Source organism: Variovorax paradoxus (genome assembly GCF_000834655.1).
Classification (GTDB): domain Bacteria; phylum Pseudomonadota; class Gammaproteobacteria; order Burkholderiales; family Burkholderiaceae_C; genus Variovorax; species Variovorax paradoxus_F.
On record NZ_JXQQ01000045.1, the window covers coordinates 58,514 to 74,038 of the forward strand.

At 68.7% G+C, this 15,525-nt stretch carries 16 protein-coding genes; 4 read left to right on the forward strand and 12 right to left on the reverse strand.

Annotated features, from left to right (window positions below):
• Positions 1-30 precede the first annotated feature (30 nt).
• From RT97_RS19315 to RT97_RS19325, 3 genes are all read right to left on the reverse strand, one after another.
• The gene (locus RT97_RS19315) at positions 31-219 is read right to left on the reverse strand and encodes a DUF2783 domain-containing protein (RefSeq protein ID WP_042580428.1); all 189 of its coding nucleotides are present in this window, start codon (positions 217-219) and stop codon (positions 31-33) included.
• A gap of 1 nt (position 220) precedes the next feature.
• Positions 221-1,858: an FAD-dependent oxidoreductase gene (locus RT97_RS19320; protein ID WP_042580429.1), complete on the reverse strand. Its 1,638-nt coding sequence runs from the start codon at positions 1,856-1,858 to the stop codon at positions 221-223.
• Positions 1,859-1,998: 140 nt separating this feature from the next.
• Positions 1,999-2,958, reverse strand: a complete 960-nt coding sequence (locus RT97_RS19325; protein ID WP_042580430.1) for an MBL fold metallo-hydrolase — start codon at positions 2,956-2,958, stop codon at positions 1,999-2,001.
• A gap of 145 nt (positions 2,959-3,103) precedes the next feature.
• Here RT97_RS19325 and RT97_RS19330 point away from each other — a divergent pair, with 145 nt between their 5' ends.
• Positions 3,104-3,994: an IclR family transcriptional regulator gene (locus RT97_RS19330; RefSeq protein WP_042580431.1), complete on the forward strand. Its 891-nt coding sequence runs from the start codon at positions 3,104-3,106 to the stop codon at positions 3,992-3,994.
• Complete coding sequence (locus RT97_RS19335; RefSeq protein ID WP_042580432.1) at positions 3,991-4,743, forward strand: SIR2 family NAD-dependent protein deacylase; 753 nt, start codon at positions 3,991-3,993, stop codon at positions 4,741-4,743. The genes RT97_RS19330 and RT97_RS19335 overlap by 4 nt, the downstream gene beginning before the upstream one ends.
• A gap of 31 nt (positions 4,744-4,774) precedes the next feature.
• On the opposite strand, the gene RT97_RS19340 is transcribed toward RT97_RS19335, so the two are convergent.
• The 7 genes from RT97_RS19340 to RT97_RS19370 all read right to left on the reverse strand — a co-directional run bounded on the left by RT97_RS19340 (position 4,775) and on the right by RT97_RS19370 (position 10,656).
• On the reverse strand, positions 4,775-5,269 hold the full coding sequence (locus tag RT97_RS19340; RefSeq protein ID WP_042580433.1) for a pentapeptide repeat-containing protein: 495 nt from the start codon (positions 5,267-5,269) through the stop codon (positions 4,775-4,777).
• A 246-nt stretch (positions 5,270-5,515) separates the two neighbouring features.
• Positions 5,516-5,737 carry a hypothetical protein gene (locus RT97_RS19345; RefSeq protein ID WP_042580434.1) on the reverse strand — a complete coding sequence of 74 codons (222 nt, stop codon included), beginning with the start codon at positions 5,735-5,737 and terminating at the stop codon, positions 5,516-5,518.
• 47 nt (positions 5,738-5,784) lie between these two features.
• Entirely contained in the window at positions 5,785-6,456 is a 672-nt protein-coding gene (locus RT97_RS19350) for an ABC-type transport auxiliary lipoprotein family protein (protein WP_042580435.1), read from the reverse strand.
• A gap of 15 nt (positions 6,457-6,471) precedes the next feature.
• A complete protein-coding gene (locus RT97_RS19355) occupies positions 6,472-7,428 on the reverse strand; it encodes an MlaD family protein (RefSeq protein ID WP_042580436.1) in 957 nt (318 codons plus the stop codon).
• A gap of 16 nt (positions 7,429-7,444) precedes the next feature.
• Complete coding sequence (locus tag RT97_RS19360) at positions 7,445-8,287, reverse strand: ABC transporter ATP-binding protein (protein ID WP_042580437.1); 843 nt, start codon at positions 8,285-8,287, stop codon at positions 7,445-7,447.
• Between the two features lie 162 nt (positions 8,288-8,449).
• Positions 8,450-9,616, reverse strand: coding sequence for an MlaE family ABC transporter permease (locus tag RT97_RS19365; RefSeq protein WP_042580438.1), 1,167 nt, complete (start codon positions 9,614-9,616; stop codon positions 8,450-8,452).
• 134 nt (positions 9,617-9,750) lie between these two features.
• Complete coding sequence (locus tag RT97_RS19370; protein ID WP_042580439.1) at positions 9,751-10,656, reverse strand: LysR family transcriptional regulator; 906 nt, start codon at positions 10,654-10,656, stop codon at positions 9,751-9,753.
• 146 nt (positions 10,657-10,802) lie between these two features.
• Between RT97_RS19370 and RT97_RS19375 the strand changes: the two genes are divergently transcribed.
• Positions 10,803-12,437, forward strand: coding sequence for a GMC family oxidoreductase (locus tag RT97_RS19375; RefSeq protein ID WP_042580440.1), 1,635 nt, complete (start codon positions 10,803-10,805; stop codon positions 12,435-12,437).
• 15 nt (positions 12,438-12,452) lie between these two features.
• Here the strand turns inward: RT97_RS19375 and tetR are convergent, their stop codons facing one another.
• The gene (gene tetR / locus RT97_RS19380) at positions 12,453-13,118 is read right to left on the reverse strand and encodes a tetracycline resistance transcriptional repressor TetR (protein WP_042580441.1); all 666 of its coding nucleotides are present in this window, start codon (positions 13,116-13,118) and stop codon (positions 12,453-12,455) included.
• A 130-nt stretch (positions 13,119-13,248) separates the two neighbouring features.
• Between tetR and tet the strand changes: the two genes are divergently transcribed.
• Positions 13,249-14,448, forward strand: coding sequence for a Tet(A)/Tet(B)/Tet(C) family tetracycline efflux MFS transporter (gene tet / locus RT97_RS19385; protein WP_042580442.1), 1,200 nt, complete (start codon positions 13,249-13,251; stop codon positions 14,446-14,448).
• Here the strand turns inward: tet and RT97_RS19390 are convergent, their stop codons facing one another.
• Positions 14,449-15,516 carry an ABC transporter substrate-binding protein gene (locus RT97_RS19390; protein WP_042580443.1) on the reverse strand — a complete coding sequence of 356 codons (1,068 nt, stop codon included), beginning with the start codon at positions 15,514-15,516 and terminating at the stop codon, positions 14,449-14,451. It lies immediately after the preceding gene.
• Between the last annotated feature and the right edge of the window lie 9 nt (positions 15,517-15,525).

Consider the following 15,525-nt stretch of genomic DNA (forward strand, 5'->3'; position numbering starts at 1 on the left):
ATGAGGTTGGAATGCGTGGTGCCGCCCGGCTCAGCCGCGCGCGGCCTCGAAGGCCTCGCGCAGCACGGCCAGCGAGCCGATGTGGTTGGCCAGCACGAGCACGAGGCGCGCGTTGAATGCGTGGCTCTCTTCGTCCGAAAGCCCCTGGTGCGCCTCGATGAGCGCCTCGTAGAAATCGTCGGGGGCTTCCAGGTTCGGCGCGGTGTTCAGGTGTTGCATGTCATGCCTTTGCAAGGGCGTGGTCGATGGCCGTGCGGATGTCCGCGGCGGCAGGTTGCCGCCAGCGTGCGCACACGTGCTGGTCGGGCCGCAGCAGGTACACGGTACCGGGTTGCGCGTCGTAACGCCGCGCGGCGAGTTCGCCTTCGGGCGTCGTGTCCTGCACGCGCACGATGTGCAGCGGGCGGTCGCTGGCCTTCAGCGCGTGCGCGCTGCGCTCGGCCGCTTCTCCCGCGCCGAACACCAGCGCGGTGAACTGCGCCACATGGCATTCGCGCAGCAGCCAGGCGCTGCGGCCGTCGGCGCGCACGATCGGCGCATCGGCAGCGGCGGCGCCGGGCACCATCGCGCCCTGGAACGCATCGGCATCGGGCGTGTTGAGCGGCGAATCGCGCAGCACCGCCGGCACCGAGAGCCGCCCGCTGTTGACCAGCGTGCGCGCGAAGGCGTGGCGTTTCGTCAACGCCAGCACCGCGTCGCGGAACAGGCGGCTCACCTGGCTCTTGGGCGTGATGAAGTCGGTCGCGCGCGTGGAGTGGCGGATGTTCTCGTCGGCCGCGAACTCGCGCTCGCTCGCGTAGCTGTCGAGCAGCGCATCGGGCGCATCGCCCGCGAGCACGGCGGCGAGTTTCCATGCGAGGTTGTCCGCGTCCTGCACGCCCGAGTTGGCGCCGCGCGCGCCGAAGGGCGACACGCCGTGCGCCGAGTCGCCCGCGAAAAGCACGCGGCCGTGGCGAAAGCGTTCCATGCGCTGGCAGGCGAAGGTGTAGACGCTGGCCCAGCCGATCTGGAACTGCACGTCCGCAAAGCCGATGCTGTCGAGCAGCGCGCGCACGCGCGGCGTGATGTTCTCGGGCTTGCGTTCTTCCACCGGGTCGGCGTCCCAGCCGAGCTGGAAGTCCACGCGCCACATGCCGTCGGCCTGCTTGTGCAGCAGCACGCTCTGGCCGGGATGGAACGAGGGGTCGAACCAGAAGCGGCGCTCTGTGGGGAGCTGTGCATCCATCGTGATGTCGGCGATCAGGAAGCGGTCGCGGAAGGTGCGGCCCTTGGCCTCCTGGCCGAGCAGCTGGCGCAGGTTGGAGCGTGAGCCGTCGCAGGCCGCGACGTAGCCGGCCGACAGCTGGTAGTCGCCCTCGGGCGTCTCCACGGTGAGCACCGCGCCGTCGTCGCGCTGCGCGATGCCCGTCACCTTGTTGTTCCAGCGCAGGTCGATCAGCGGCAGCGCCGCGGCGCGCTCGACGAGGTAGCCCTCGACGTAGTACTGCTGCAGGTTGATGAAGGCCGGCCGCTCGTGGCCGGGCTCGGGCAGCAGGTCGAAGCGGTAGACCTGCTCGTCGTGGAAGAACACCTTGCCCACGTTCCACGAGACCCCCTTGTCGACCATGCGGTCGCCGCAGCCGAGGCGATCGAACACCTCCAGCGTGCGCTTGGCGAAGCAGATCGCGCGCGATCCGCTGGAGAGGGTGTTGTCGTTGTCCAGCAGCACGACAGGCACCTGGCGCAGCGCCAGGTCGATGGCCAGCGTGAGGCCGACCGGGCCGGCGCCCACGATCACCACGGGGCGATGGGCCGGTGTCGCGGCGTCCTGGTCGGCGTGGCGGCGGTAGTCGAAGCGCAGGCTTTGATAGTCGATCACGTTTGTCTCCGTGTCTTGGGTCTTGTCTTGCTCCTTCCCCCTCTGGGGGGAAGGTGGGGATGGGGGCAAGCGGCGCTCGAAACTGGCGCTCTGCCTGCCCCACCCCAGCCCTCCCCCAGAGAGGGAGGGAGCAAGACCGATCAGCCTTCCAATGCCTTCCACATCTCGATGTCGCGCTCGGCCGTCCACACGCGCGGATCGGCATGGCCCGAGGCTTCGTCGTACGCCCGGCTCACGTCGAACGGCATGCAGTGGTCGAAGATCACCCACTGGCTGTACTTGGGCTTGAGCTTGGCGTAGGTGTCCTTGTAGACCGTGTTCAGGTCGCGCCCGGCCTTCACGCCTTCCTGCACGCTCGCATACACGTCGGAGATGAAGTTGCGCGTGCCCGTGAGGCCCTCGGCCACCTCGGCCGGCGTGGTGAGCGCGGCGCCGCGGCCGGGCACCAGCGCGGCGGGCTTGAGCGCTGCGATGTTGTCCAGCGTCTGCGGCCAGTCCTGGAAGTACGCGTCGCCGGCATACGGCGTGGCGCCGAACTCCACCAGGTCGCCCGAGAGCAGCGTGCGCTCTTCCGGCAACCACACGACCGTGTCGCCCTTGGTGTGGCCGCGGCCCAGCTGGATCAGTTGCACTTCGAGCTTGCCCAGCCAGAGGGTCATCTTGCCGGTGAAGGTCATGGTGGGCCAGGTCAGGCCCGGGGGCACGCTCTCCACGTTCTGGAAGAGGCGCGGGAAGCGGCCGATTTCGCTGGCCTTGTCGGCCTCGCCGCGCTCCACGATCAGGTCGCGCGTGTCCTGGCTGGCCAGGATGTGTTCCGCGCCGTAGCCTGCCGCGCCCAGCACGCGCACCGCGTGGTAGTGGGTGAGCACCACATATTTGATGGGCTTGTCGGTCACCTCGCGGATGCGGCGCACCACGTCGGCGGCCATGGCGGGGGTGGCTTGCGTGTCGGCGACCAGCACGCAGTCGTCGCCGATCACGATGCCGGTGTTCGGGTCGCCCTCGGCGGTGTAGGCCCAGGCGTGCTCGGAGATCTGGCTGAAGGTGATCTTCTTTTCTTCCATGTCGGCCTGGCTGGCGAACTTCTTGGCTTGGCTCATCGTGTTGTCTCCGGTCTGGGTGGGGTGGAAAGTGCCTGGTGTAAATTCGTTTAGGGCAAACGAATTCGCGGATAACGAATTTTCGCAGTGTAAGCGGCGGATCGGTTAATGTCTAATCCCTTCTTCATGAACGAACGGCAGCCCTGTGACCAAGGACTCCAGCGAGACCAGCGACCCCCCGGACACCGACCGCGCCGCCCAGCGCGGGATCCAGAGCATCGAGGTCGGCGGCCAGTTGCTGCGCGCGCTGGTGCACCACGGCCGGCCGATGGCGCTGAAGGACCTGGCGCGCGAAGCCGACATGACGCCCGCCAAGGCCCACCCCTACATGGTGAGCTTCGGTCGGCTCGGGCTGATCGAGCAGGACCGCGCCAGCGGCCACTATCTGCTCGGTCCGCTGGCCTTGCAACTGGGGCTCATCAGCCTGCAGCAGGCCGACCCGGTGCACATCGCCACGCCGATGCTCAGCCCGCTCGCGCAGCAGATCGGGCATACGGTGGCGCTGGCGGTGTGGGGCGCACGGGGCGCGACCATCGTGCGCACGGCCGAGTCGCCGTCCCCGGTGCACGTGAACATGCGGCACGGCACGGTGTTCTCGCTCACCAACACCGCTTCGGGCCGCATCTTCGCGGCCTACCTCGATGCCGGCGCGGTGCGGCAACTGCTCGAGGAAGAGCGCCAGCGACAGAAGCCGCGCAAGGGCGCCGCCGAACCCTCGCCGCCCGCCGGCATGCCGCGCGTGCAGCCGCTGCCGTCGTGGAGCGACTTCGAAAGCCAGCTGAAGGAAGTGCGCGAACACGGCATCAGCCGCTCCGACGGCGAAGTGATCGAGGGCGTGAGCGCCATGGCCGCGCCGGTGTTCGACCACACCGGCGCCATCGTGCTCGCGGTGACTGCCATCGGCCCGGCCGGCATCTTCGATACCGCGTGGGACGGCGAGCTCGCGCGCGCACTCAAGGCCTGCGCGGGCACCGTGTCGCAACGGCTCGGCGCTCCCGCCGCAGGGCCTTCCGACCTCCGAAAACCAGAGCGATGACGCAACCCGCTGCAAACGGCACACCTTCTTCTCCTCCGCTCGAATCCGCCATCGCGCTGCTGCGCGACGCCCGGCGCATCGTCGTCTTCTCGGGCGCCGGCCTGTCCCGCGCCTCGGGCATCCCGACCTACCGCGATGCGGACGGCCTCTGGAAAAGCCAGAACGCCCTGCAGTTTTCCCATGCCGAAGACCTGAAGCGCGACCCCGCGGGGTTCACGAAGTTCTGGGGCCAGCGCATGTCGGTGGTCGACTCGGCCTTGCCCAACCCGGGCCACCGGGCGCTCGCGCAACTGCAGCGGCTGCGCCCGGCAACGCGGCTGGTCACGCAGAACGTCGACGGGCTCCTCTCCCGGGCGGGCGGGCTCGACGTGCTCGAGCTGCACGGGTCGTTGCGCCGCTGGCGCTGCGACCACTGCGGCAACCGCAGCGGCCCGTGGCCCTTTCACCGGTGCCTGCGCTGCGGCTCGCACGCGCGGCCCGACGTGGTGATGTTCGGCGAAATGCTCAACCATGGCGTGCTGCTCGAAGCGCAGGTGGCGGCGCAGGAGTCCGATCTCTTCATGGTGGTCGGCAGCACGACCGTCGTCTACCCGGCCGCCGAGTTGCCCGAGCTCGCGATGGCGCACGGCAGCCGCCTCATCACGCTGAACCTGGAGCCGCTGCCGCATCTGGACGACGCGGCATCGGTGGTGCTGCGCGGGGCTTCGGAAGACCTGTTGCCGCAATTGCTGGCGGGAATGGGCGCCTAGCTTCGCGCCTTCGTGCACCCGCCGTGCGCCTTCAGTTGATGCGCGCGTTGGTGAGCTGCATGTCTTCGAACTGGCTGCCAGTGAAATCGACCCGGTCGCCTTGCAGGTCGATGGCGCTCACTTGCCGGCCACTGCAATCGAGCAAGTTCACCTGCGACCAATGGCTCGCGTCGAAATTCAGCGCGGTCCAGTTGCATCGGGTGAAGGTGCAGCCGCCGAGCTGGCTGGCCTTGAGTTGCGATGCATCGAACGTGCAGTCGACGAAGGTGCATCCGGTGATCCGGATGCCCTGCATGTCGCACAGCCTGAACGCGCAGTTGCTGAACCGGCACGAGGTCCAGGCGGCATCCAGGAACGTGGTCGACGTGAAGCTGCTGCCGCTGAACGTGCTGGACGCGAAGGTGATCAGGTTCAGGTCGAGGCCGGCATAGGCATTGCCGTCGCTTTCGCCCGCGAGCCCCGCCGGCGCGCCGCCGACGCCCTTGCGCCACTTGTCGTGGTTCTGGATGAGTTGAAGGGCGCTCATGCGGTCGTCCTTCCTCGTGCAACCGACGGCATGGCCGTAGCGATGGTTTCGATCGTGCGCGCTCGCGCGGCATGGAATGCGGACATGTGTTCCTCCCGTGAACCTGCTCCCGTGGATCGGGAGTCGCGGCGGATTATGGAAGGGGCCTCGCAGCGAAGGGGCGCGAGAAAAAATCCGGCAACCATTGCGCCACGCATGGCGTGACGGATTGCATGGGGCCTGCCGCGCCGCGGGACAGGCGGGCGTTCAGCCCCTCTTGCCGCCCAGCAGCACCAGCGCGCCGCCCACCACGATGGCGGCCACGCCGGCCCAGGCGGGGAAGTTGACGGTCTGCTTCTCCTTCACCGAGAACTCCAGCGGCCCGAGCTTGGCCTGGTGGGTTTCCTTGGTGAAGCTGAAGCTGCCCAGGCCCAGGGCGGCGATGCCCGCCACGATCAACAGGATGCCGACGATGCGTGTCGCGTTCATGGGACGGGTCTCCTCGGTGTTGGATGTTGCGGCGGTCGGGCGACAGCTTACTGCCGCGGCTGGCGCTGCAGTGCGTCCATCCACTGCGTGACCTCGGCCACGGCCGCATCGCTGGCGGCGGCCAGGGCCTTCACGCCGCCGGGCGCGTCGGCGCTCGGCGCGGGGCGGCGAACGGTGATGGTCTTCTGGCCCAGCACGCGGTCGCCGGCGGTGGTGCCGCGGATCAGCGTGGCGCGCAGCCGCACGAGGCCCACGCTGCTCGTGGGCGTGTCGAAGTAGTGGCTGAATTCGTCCAGCGAGATGCGCAGCGTGTCGGGCACCTCGCCCTTGCTGCGGGAAATGGTCGCGCTCTCTTCGGGGCCGAGCACCATGCGGCGCTCGGCGAGGCTGTCGCGCAGCCGCTGGCGCAGCAGTTGCGCGGGCGGCTGGCTCCAGCGCGACTGGCCGTAGGGGCGCAGCTCGTTGACGTCCGCGTAGCCGAGGCGGTAGAGGATCTGCGTGCCATCCAGGCGCGTGTTGCTCTCGATCTCGGCCAGCGCCAGGGTCGGAAGTGGGGCAGCGGGCGCAGCGGCGGCCGGCGCTGACGCGGCCAGCCCGGGGCCGAAGTCGTAGAGCGTCGCGCGCGCGGGCTTGTCGGGCAGCGCGCCGCAGCCGGCGATCAGCGCCGCAAGGCCGACGCCCGCGAGCGCCGTTGCAAGGGAATGGGTGGTTGTCTTCATGCTCGTCACCTTGGATCAGGGGCGCGCGGCCGGCGCGGAGAAACCCGGCTCGCCCGGGCCCGCCGCGGCGCCGCCGTTGCCGAACAGCAGCGATTGGGGGTTGTCGTTGATGCCGTCCGCCGCGCGGCCCAGCCGTCGCACGGCGTGCGAGGTGTCGTCGGCCACGCGGTTCACGCGCGGCAGCGTCGCCGAATTGAACGAATCGACCGCCTGCGCGAGCGCCTTGGTGCCGTCGCTCAGCCGCTCGACCGGCCCGTCGGGCACATTCAGCCGGCCCACGGTGGTGTTGAAGTTGTTGGCCACGCGCGAGACGTCGCTGGCCGCCTTCTTCACGGTGCCCAGCGTGTCGGGCAGCTTCTCCAGCGCCGGGTTCAGGCCCGTCTTCACCGTGCTGTCGAGCGTCTTGAGCAGCGTGTTCGCGCTGGCCGAGGCCGCGGCAATGTTCTCCAGCGCATCGGCCGCGCGCTTCTGGTTGGGGTCGCTCAGCAGCTGGTTGGCGCGCTTGGTCACTTCCTCGACCTGGTTGATGATGGCTTCGCCGCGGTCCTGCAGCTGCGCGAGCATCGAGGGCTTGAGCGGAATGCGCGGCGGGTCGTCGTCGTTGGGCTTGAGCGCGACCTGCGATTCGCCCTTGTCGTCCAGCGCGATGAAGGCCAGGCCCGTCACGCCCTGGTAGCTCAGCGTGGCGAAGCTGGAGGTGGTGAGCGGCACGCGCTCGTCGACCGTGATGCGCACGCGCACGTTGCCCTTGACCTTGGGGTCGAAGTCGATCGACGCCACCTTGCCGACCGCGATCCCGCGGTAGCGCACCATGGCCTGCGGCTGCAGGCCGCTGACCGCATCGCGCGTGGACAGCTCGTAGACGTTGCGCACGGTGTTGTCGCGCGTGAACCAGATCACCAGCCCGACGAGCACGGCCAGGAGGCCGAGCACGAAGGCGCCGGCGGCGAGGGCATGGGCCTTGTTTTCCATGGTGGCTACCTACCTTTCAGCGCGGTGCGGCTTCGGGCCGCGGCGCAGGTTGTTCTGTGGCTGGCTTGTCATGCAGCGCCTCCAGGGCGCGCTGGCCGCGCCCTCCGAGAAAGTATTCGTGGATGAACGGATGCGGGTAGGCGATGACCTCGCGCGCCGTGCCGGTCACGATCACCCTTTGGTCGGCCAGCACCGCGATGCGGGTGCTCAGGTCGAACAGCGTGTCCAGGTCGTGCGTGACCATCACGACCGTGAGACCCAGCTCGCGGTGCAGGCCGCGCAGCAGGTCGCAGAAGCTGTCCGAGGCCTCGGGGTCCAGGCCCGCGGTCGGCTCGTCGAGCAGCAGCAGCGGCGGGTCCATGATGAGCGCGCGCGCCAGCGCCACGCGCTTGATCATGCCGCCCGAGAGGTCCGAGGGGCTCTTGTTCGCATGCTGCGGCTCCAGCCCCACCATCTGCAGCTTCACGAGCGCCGCATGGCGGATCAGCTCGTCGGGCAGCAGCTTCAATTCGCGCAGCGGAAAGGCGATGTTCTCCAGCACGCTGAAGGCCGAGAACAGCGCGCCGTGCTGGAACAGCATGCCCACGTTGGCCGCGCCCGAGGCGCTGAGCTCGCCCGGCTGCTGGCCCAGCACCTCGACCACGCCCTGCGTCGGCTTTTCCAGCCCGAGGATCTGGCGCAGCAGCACCGTCTTGCCGGTGCCCGAGCCGCCCACCAGCGAGAGCACCTCGCCGCGGTCGATGTGCATGTCCAGGTTGCGATGCACCACCTGCTCGCCGTCGGCGTTCTTGAACACCGTCCAGAGCTTGCGGATGTCGACGACGGTCGCGTCGGTGCTGGAGCGCACGGACATGCTCATTTCAACGCTCCCCCCGGCCGTGATTCGCTGCGCAATGCGTCGAGTTCGCGCACCCAAGGCCGGTAACACCGCGGAACCGGCTTTGCCGGGCCGCTGGTGTTGCCCCCTGGAAGGTGGTTGGCGAAGCGACACGAAGTGCGCGAAGACTGGGGGTGAGCTTTTTCATCCGCGGAACCCTATGCCTTTGAACAGCACCGCGAAGAGCGCATCGACCAGGATCACCGCGGTGATCGACGTCACCACCGACGAGGTCGTGCCGCGCCCGAGGCTCTCGGTGTTGGGCTTGACCTTCATGCCGAAGTAGCAGCCGATCAGCGCGATCAGGATGCCGAACACCGCCGACTTGGCCATCGCGAGCCAGAGGTTCGCGATCGGCACCGCGCGCGGCAATGCAGACAGGAAGTAGGCCGGCGAAATGTCGAGTGCCGCATCGGCCGCGAGCATGCCGCCCAGCAGCGCCGCCATCGAAGTCCAGAGGCTGATGAGCGGCATCGCGATCGCCAGCGCCAGCACGCGCGGCATCACGAGGCGAAAGCCGTGCGGGATGCCCATCACGCGCATTGCGTCGAGTTCTTCGGTCACACGCATCACGCCGATCTGCGCCGTGATGGCCGAGCCCGAGCGCCCGGCGATCAACACCGCGGCCAGCACCGGCCCGAGCTCGCGCACCAGCGAGAGCCCCAGGATGTTGACCACGAAGGCCTCGGCGCCGTACTGGCGCAGCTGCTGGGAGATCAGGTAGGCCAGCACCACGCCGATCAGGAGGCCGACCAGCGCCGTGATGTGCAGCGCCGTCGCGCCGAACTGGTAGAGATGCCCCGAGAAATCGCGCCACGGCGCGCGGTGCGGTGCGCGGATGAGCGTGCCCACGTCGATGGCGAGCTGGCCGATGAGGCCGACGAAATCGCGCATGACGTACATCGCGCGCGGTCCGTTGTGCGAGAAGGCGCGGATGCGGTCGGCCAGCGTCTTGGGCGGCTCGTCAGGCGTGGCGACGGTGTACTGCGCCACCTGGTCGAGCACCGCCTTGTGCTGCGCTTCCATCTCCAGCGTGGCGGGCCATTCGTGGCGCCAGTGCTCCCAGAGCAACTGCGCGCCGATGTGGTCGAGCTGCTCGATCGGGCGCAGGTCCCAGGCGCGGTCGTCCGCGGGCGGCGCGGCCTCCAGGCTTTTCGACAGCGCCTGCCAGGCGGAAAACGACGACATGCCCAGCGCGGTCCAGCGGCCGGTGGCCACCGTCCAGGCCTTGCCCTCCTGCTCCTGCTCTGCGACACGCGGCAACGCGCTGTCGGCGGCTTGGGCGTCGGCAGTCGGGGTGGCGGAAGGCATGGGACGGGTGAGCAGAAAAGTAAACAAAAAACCGGGTTGGGGGATGCGCGCATCGTAACCGGGTGCATCCGGCAACTGCGTGCTCCAGACCCCTCATTGGCGTAGGGCGGCACCCCGTTTTCTTCAGCTTTTCTTCAGCTCCAGGCCTTGCCCAGCGCCTCCCAGGCGCTGGCGACCACCGGTTCGTCGCGCCGCGATGCCAGCGAGACGAAGCGCAGCGCGCAATCCAGCTGCACCCGGTCGGCCATCGCGAGGCCGTGGGCCTGGCATTCGCGGATCGCGATCGAGTCGCGCACCAGGCTCAGGCCGATGCCCGACTTCAGGAGGTCGAGCATCGACGCCTCCTGGTCCACCAGCGCCACGCGCCGCGGCGAAAGGCCCAGGGGCCCGAACACCCGCTCCAGCAGCCGGTGGTGCGCCGACTCCGGCGGCGTCGCGAGCCAGGGCAGCGCGGCCAGCGCCTTCCAGTCGCGGCCCTGCACCTGCGGCCCCCAGCCGGCGGGTGCGACCACGCGGTAGGTGAAGCGGGTGAGGGTGCGGACCGAGAGCGCAGGCGCTGTCGCGGCCGAGGCGTCTTCGCCTGGGTCGAGGTGGAACCCCACGTCCAGGTCCCCGCGCAGCACCTGCGCCAGCACGCTCCCGCTCATGCCGTGGCGCAGCTCGGTCTCGATCTGTGGGGCGGCTTCGACCAACTCGCGCAGGAACACGCCGAGGCGCGTGAACTCGGGGTCGAGGATGGTGCCGATGCGCAGCGCCCCGCGCACCGTGCCCTGGAGCTTGCGCGCAGCCTGCTGCAGGTCGCCGACGGCAGCCAGCACCCGCTCGGCCTGCGGCAGCATCGCCGCGCCGTCGGCAGTGAGCGCCAGGCCGTGCGGCGTGCGCGTGAAGAGCACGAGCCCGGTTTCCTCGGCAAGGCGCTTGAGCTGCAGGCTCACCGCGGGCTGCGTGAGGTGCAGCCGCTCGGCGGCTCGGGAGACGTTGCCCTCCCTCGCGGCAAGAACGAAGGCGCGCAGAATCTGCAGGTCGATGGCGGCGGTCATATAAGAACGATTTATAAGCCACTGGCGCCGAAATCATTGGCCTTTGCGACGGAGAGCCGGGTAAATTGCGGCCCGGAGTACGCATCACGTCCATGAATCCCGGAAATATCGCGCGCAGGACGCAGTCATCCCGAAAAGAAGAACCCATGCGAGACAACGACAACACCTTCGACTACATCATCATCGGCGCCGGCACGGCCGGTTCGCTCATCGCCAATCGCCTCAGCGCCGACAAGACCAAGCGCGTGCTGCTGATCGAGGCTGGCCGCAAGGACGACTACCACTGGATCCACATCCCGGTCGGCTACCTCTACTGCATCGGCAACCCGCGCACCGACTGGCTCTACAACACCGAGCCCGATGCGGGCCTCAACGGCCGCGCGCTGCGCTATCCGCGCGGCAAGACGCTGGGCGGATGCTCCAGCATCAACGGGATGATCTACATGCGCGGCCAGTCGCGCGACTACGACCAGTGGGCCCAGCTCACCGGCGACGACGACTGGCGCTGGCAGAACGTGCTGCCCGCCTTCAAGAAGCACGAAGATTTTTATCTCGGCGCCGACGAGCTGCACGGCGCGGGCGGCGAGTGGCGCGTGGAGAAGCAGCGCCTGCGCTGGGACATCCTCGATGCGTTCGCCGAAGCCGCAGTGCAGGCCGGCGTGCCGCACACCACCGACTTCAACCGCGGCAGCAACGAAGGCGTGGGCTACTTCCAGGTCAACCAGAAGAACGGCTGGCGCTGGAACACCGCCAAGGCGTTTCTCAGGCCCACCTGCTACGGCCGGCCGAACTTCGAGCTGTGGACGGGCGCGCAGGTCTCGCGTCTTCTCTTCGAGAAAAACGAAGACGGCACTCAGCGCTGCACCGGCGCCGAGGTGTGGAACGGCAGCGAGATGAGCACCGCGCATGCCGAGCGCGAAGTGATCCTCTGCGCAGGCGCCATCGGCTCGCCGCAGATCCTGCAGCTCTCGGGCGTCGGCCCGGCCGATCTATTGCGCCAGCACGGCATCGACGTGGTGCTGGATGCGCCCGGCGTCGGCGCCAACCTGCAGGACCACCTGCAGATCCGCGCGGTCTACAAGATCGACGGCGCGCCCACGCTCAACGTGCTCGCATCGTCGATGGTCGGCAAGGCGAAGATCGGCCTCGAATACCTGTGGAAGCGCAGCGGCCCGATGAGCATGGCGCCTTCGCAGCTGGGCGCCTTCACGCGCAGCTCCGACGCCTATGAGTGGCCGAACCTCGAATACCACGTGCAGCCGCTCTCGCTCGATGCCTTCGGCGATCCGCTGCACAGCTTTCCGGCCTTCACCGCGAGCGTGTGCAATCTCAACCCGACGAGCCGGGGCTCGGTGCGCATCAAGAGCAAACGCTTCGAAGATGCGCCCGCCATCGCGCCCAACTACCTCAGCACCGACGAAGACCGCAAGGTGGCGGCCGACTCGCTGCGCGTGACGCGCCGCATCGCCTCGCAGCCCGCTCTCGCCAAGTACAAGCCCGAGGAGTGGAAGCCCGGCGTGCAGTACCAGAGCGACGAAGACCTCGCGCGCCTGGCCGGCGACATCGCCACCACCATCTTCCATCCGGTGGGCACCACCAAGATGGGCGCCGACGGCGACCCGATGGCGGTGCTCGATGCGAAGCTGCGCGTGCGTGGCATCCAGGGCCTGCGCGTGGTGGATGCGGGCGCGATGCCCACCATCACGAGCGGCAACACCAACAGCCCGACTTTGATGATGGCCGAGAAGGCCGCGGGCTGGATCGTCGAAGCCAACCGCTGAGCGGCGGAGTGGGCCTCAGCGGCGCGGTGCGGGCTTTCGCCGCAAGGCCTTGGGCTCGCCGCTTTCCTTTTTCGCGAGGCGCGCCTTCGCGCCTTCGATCATGAGATCCACGCCGATGTCGAACATCGCATCGGGCCCTGCCTTGCGGTAGCTCGCAAAGGCCTCCGCCAGCAAAGGCCGCGATGCCGCGGCGGCATCGAGCGTCTGCTGGCGCACGGCCGCGTCGTCGGGCGCCGCCTGTTCCTCGAGCACGCAGCCCACGGTGTAGCGGCCCAGCGCGATCATCAGCGCCATGGCGTCCGTCGCCGGCATGCCCCGTTCGACCACGGCCGCGAGCTGGGCTTCCACCATCGCGAGGTCGCCCGGATCGGGCTCGGTGCCCGCATGCAGCCGCGCGCCGTCGCGCCGCGCCAGCAGTGCGCGGCGGAAGCTGTGCGCGTTCTCGCGCAGGAAGGTCTCCCACGATTCGCCGTCCCGCGGCAGCCGGCGCTCGTGGGCGCGGCGCAGGATCTGGCCGCTCATCGCGTCGAGCAGCGCGCGCTTGTTCTTGAAATGCCAGTACAGCGCGGGCTGCTGCACGCCAAGGCGCTCGGCCAGCAGACGCGTGCTGAGCTTGTCCATGCCGACCTCGTCGAGCAGCGCAAGGGCCGCCTCGAGGATCGTTTCGCTATCCAGTTTCATGCCGTGTTCGTGTTCGTGTCCGTGCCTGTGTGCCTGCCTGCGTCCAGGCCTTGTTCCGGGACCGATGGTACGGGTGCTTCACGGCCAGGAATTTATCGCTGATAATTCCTTATCACCGATAAATTCTAAGATGTCTTCTTCCTTTCTCCCAGGCGGCCGACAGGCGCACGCCGTGATCCTTGCGATCGTCACGCTCGACGCCATCGGCATCAGCCTGGTCATGCCCATCGTGCCGAGCCTCTTGCGCGAAGTCGGCCACACCGGCGATCTCGGCTGGCACTTCGGCGCCTTCCTTTCCCTGTACGCGCTGATGCAGTTCCTCTGCGCGCCCGTCCTCGGCGCGTTGAGCGACCGCTTCGGCCGCCGTCCGGTGCTCCTGATCTCGGTGCTGGGCGCGGCGATCGATGCGCTCTTCATGGCCTTCGCGCCGTCGCTGTGGATGCTGTTCGTGGGCCGTGCGATCGCCGGCATGACGGGCGCGAGCATGGCGGTGGCCTCGGCGGCCATTGCCGACCTCACGCCCGAGCACCAGCGCGCGCGCTGGTTCGGCCGCATGGGCGCGTGCTTCGGCCTGGGCTTCATCGCCGGGCCGGCCATCGGCGGCGTGCTCGGCGACCACGGCGTGCGGCTGCCCTTCATTGCGGCCGCGCTGCTCAACGGCCTGACCTTCCTCGTGGGCCTGCTGGTGTTGCGCGAGTCGCGTCCGCCCGCGCTCGCGTCGAAGCCGTTCGACCGCGCCGTGCTGCATCCGCTCGCGCCGCTGCGCTGGGCCGCGGGCGTTCCCGCGCTGCTGCCGATCCTCGGCGTGTTCCTGGTGCTCGTGCTGGTGGGCGAGGTCGCCGGCACGACCTGGGTGATCCACGGCGAGGACCGGTACGCCTGGAACGGCACCACGGTCGGCCTTTCGCTCGCGGGCTTCGGCCTGATCCATGCGCTGGTGCAAGGCGTCCTGGCGGGCCCACTGGTCGAGCGTTGGGGCGAGCGCGCGGCGATCGCGGTCGGCACCCTTTCCGACTGCACGGCCTACGCGCTGATCGCCTTCGCCTCGCAGGGCTGGATGGCGCTCGCGCTGCTGCCGTTCCTGTGCATGGGTGGCGTCGGCCAGCCCGCGCTGCAGGCGATGCTCTCGCGGCGCGTGGGCGAGGCCGACCAGGGCCGGCTGCAAGGCGTGCTCGCGAGCATCTCCAGCCTGGCCTCGGTGGCCGGCCCTCTGCTGATCAGCTCGCTCTACTTCGCGTTCCGGGTGCGCTTCCCGGGCATCGTGTGGCTGGTCGGCGCGGTGCTCTATCTGCTGTGCCTGCCGGTGCTGGTACGCAAGACCGCGCCTTGATCATTTCTCGATGGTTTTATTCCAGCGCGAATTCCACGCCGGCCGGTTCGCGTTGATGCTCTCCCAATCGATGGTGATCGCGGTCTTCATCCACTTGTTGATGTCCGCCACCTGCGTCGCGCCTTCGCCCACGGCCGGCGCCTTCGGGTTGGTCGGGATCTGCGCGCCGTACTGGAGCACGTTGGCCTGCGCGAGCGGGCTCAGCAGGAACTCGGCGAGCTTCTGCGAGAGCTCGGGCTCGCTGTTGTTGGCGATCACGCACTGGCCCACCATCAGCACCACCGCGCCTTCCTTGGGCGGCGCGTACTCGACCGGGATGCCCTTGGTCTTTAGCGCCGCCACGGCCGTGGGCGTGAGCGGGAAGATCGCCGCCTCGCCGGTCTGCACCATCTCCGAGAGCTTGGCCGAGCTGGGGATGTACTCCAGCACGTTGGGGCCGACGGTGGTGGGCCAGGCCTTGAAGCCGGGCTCCACGTTCTTGTCGTTGCCGCCCTGGATGCGGTTGAACATCAGGAAGCCGTGCAAGCCGAACGAAGACGACGACATCGACTGGAACACCACCTTGCCCTTGAACTTCGGGTCGGCCAGGTCCATCCACGAGGTGGGCGCGGCCCAGCCCTTTTCCTTGAACATCTTGGCGTTGTAGGCCAGGCCCGTCATGCCCAGGCTCACGCCGCTGGCCATGTCGTCCTTGAAGCGCGCGGCGGGGTAGATCTCGGCGAGCGAGGGGTTGGGCTTCTGCTTCTGGCACAGGCCCATGCCGATGGCGCGCACCATGATCCCGTCGTCCAGGAACATCACGTGCATCTGCGGGCGGTCCTTGTTGGCCTGCGCCTTGGCGAGGATGTCCGACGAGGTGCCCGGCACCACCACCACCTTCGCGCCGTAGAGCTTCTCGAAGGCCGGGAACACGTACTGCGTGTACGCCTTCTCCATGGTGCCGCCGTTCATGCCGATGTAGAGCGTCTTGGTCTGCGCGCCCGCCGCGCCGGTGGCCGCGAGCAACGAAACGGCCGCCGCCCCGAGCAGGGTCCGGCGAAGGGAAAAGGTCTTCTGGGTACGGGACATGGGGGTTGC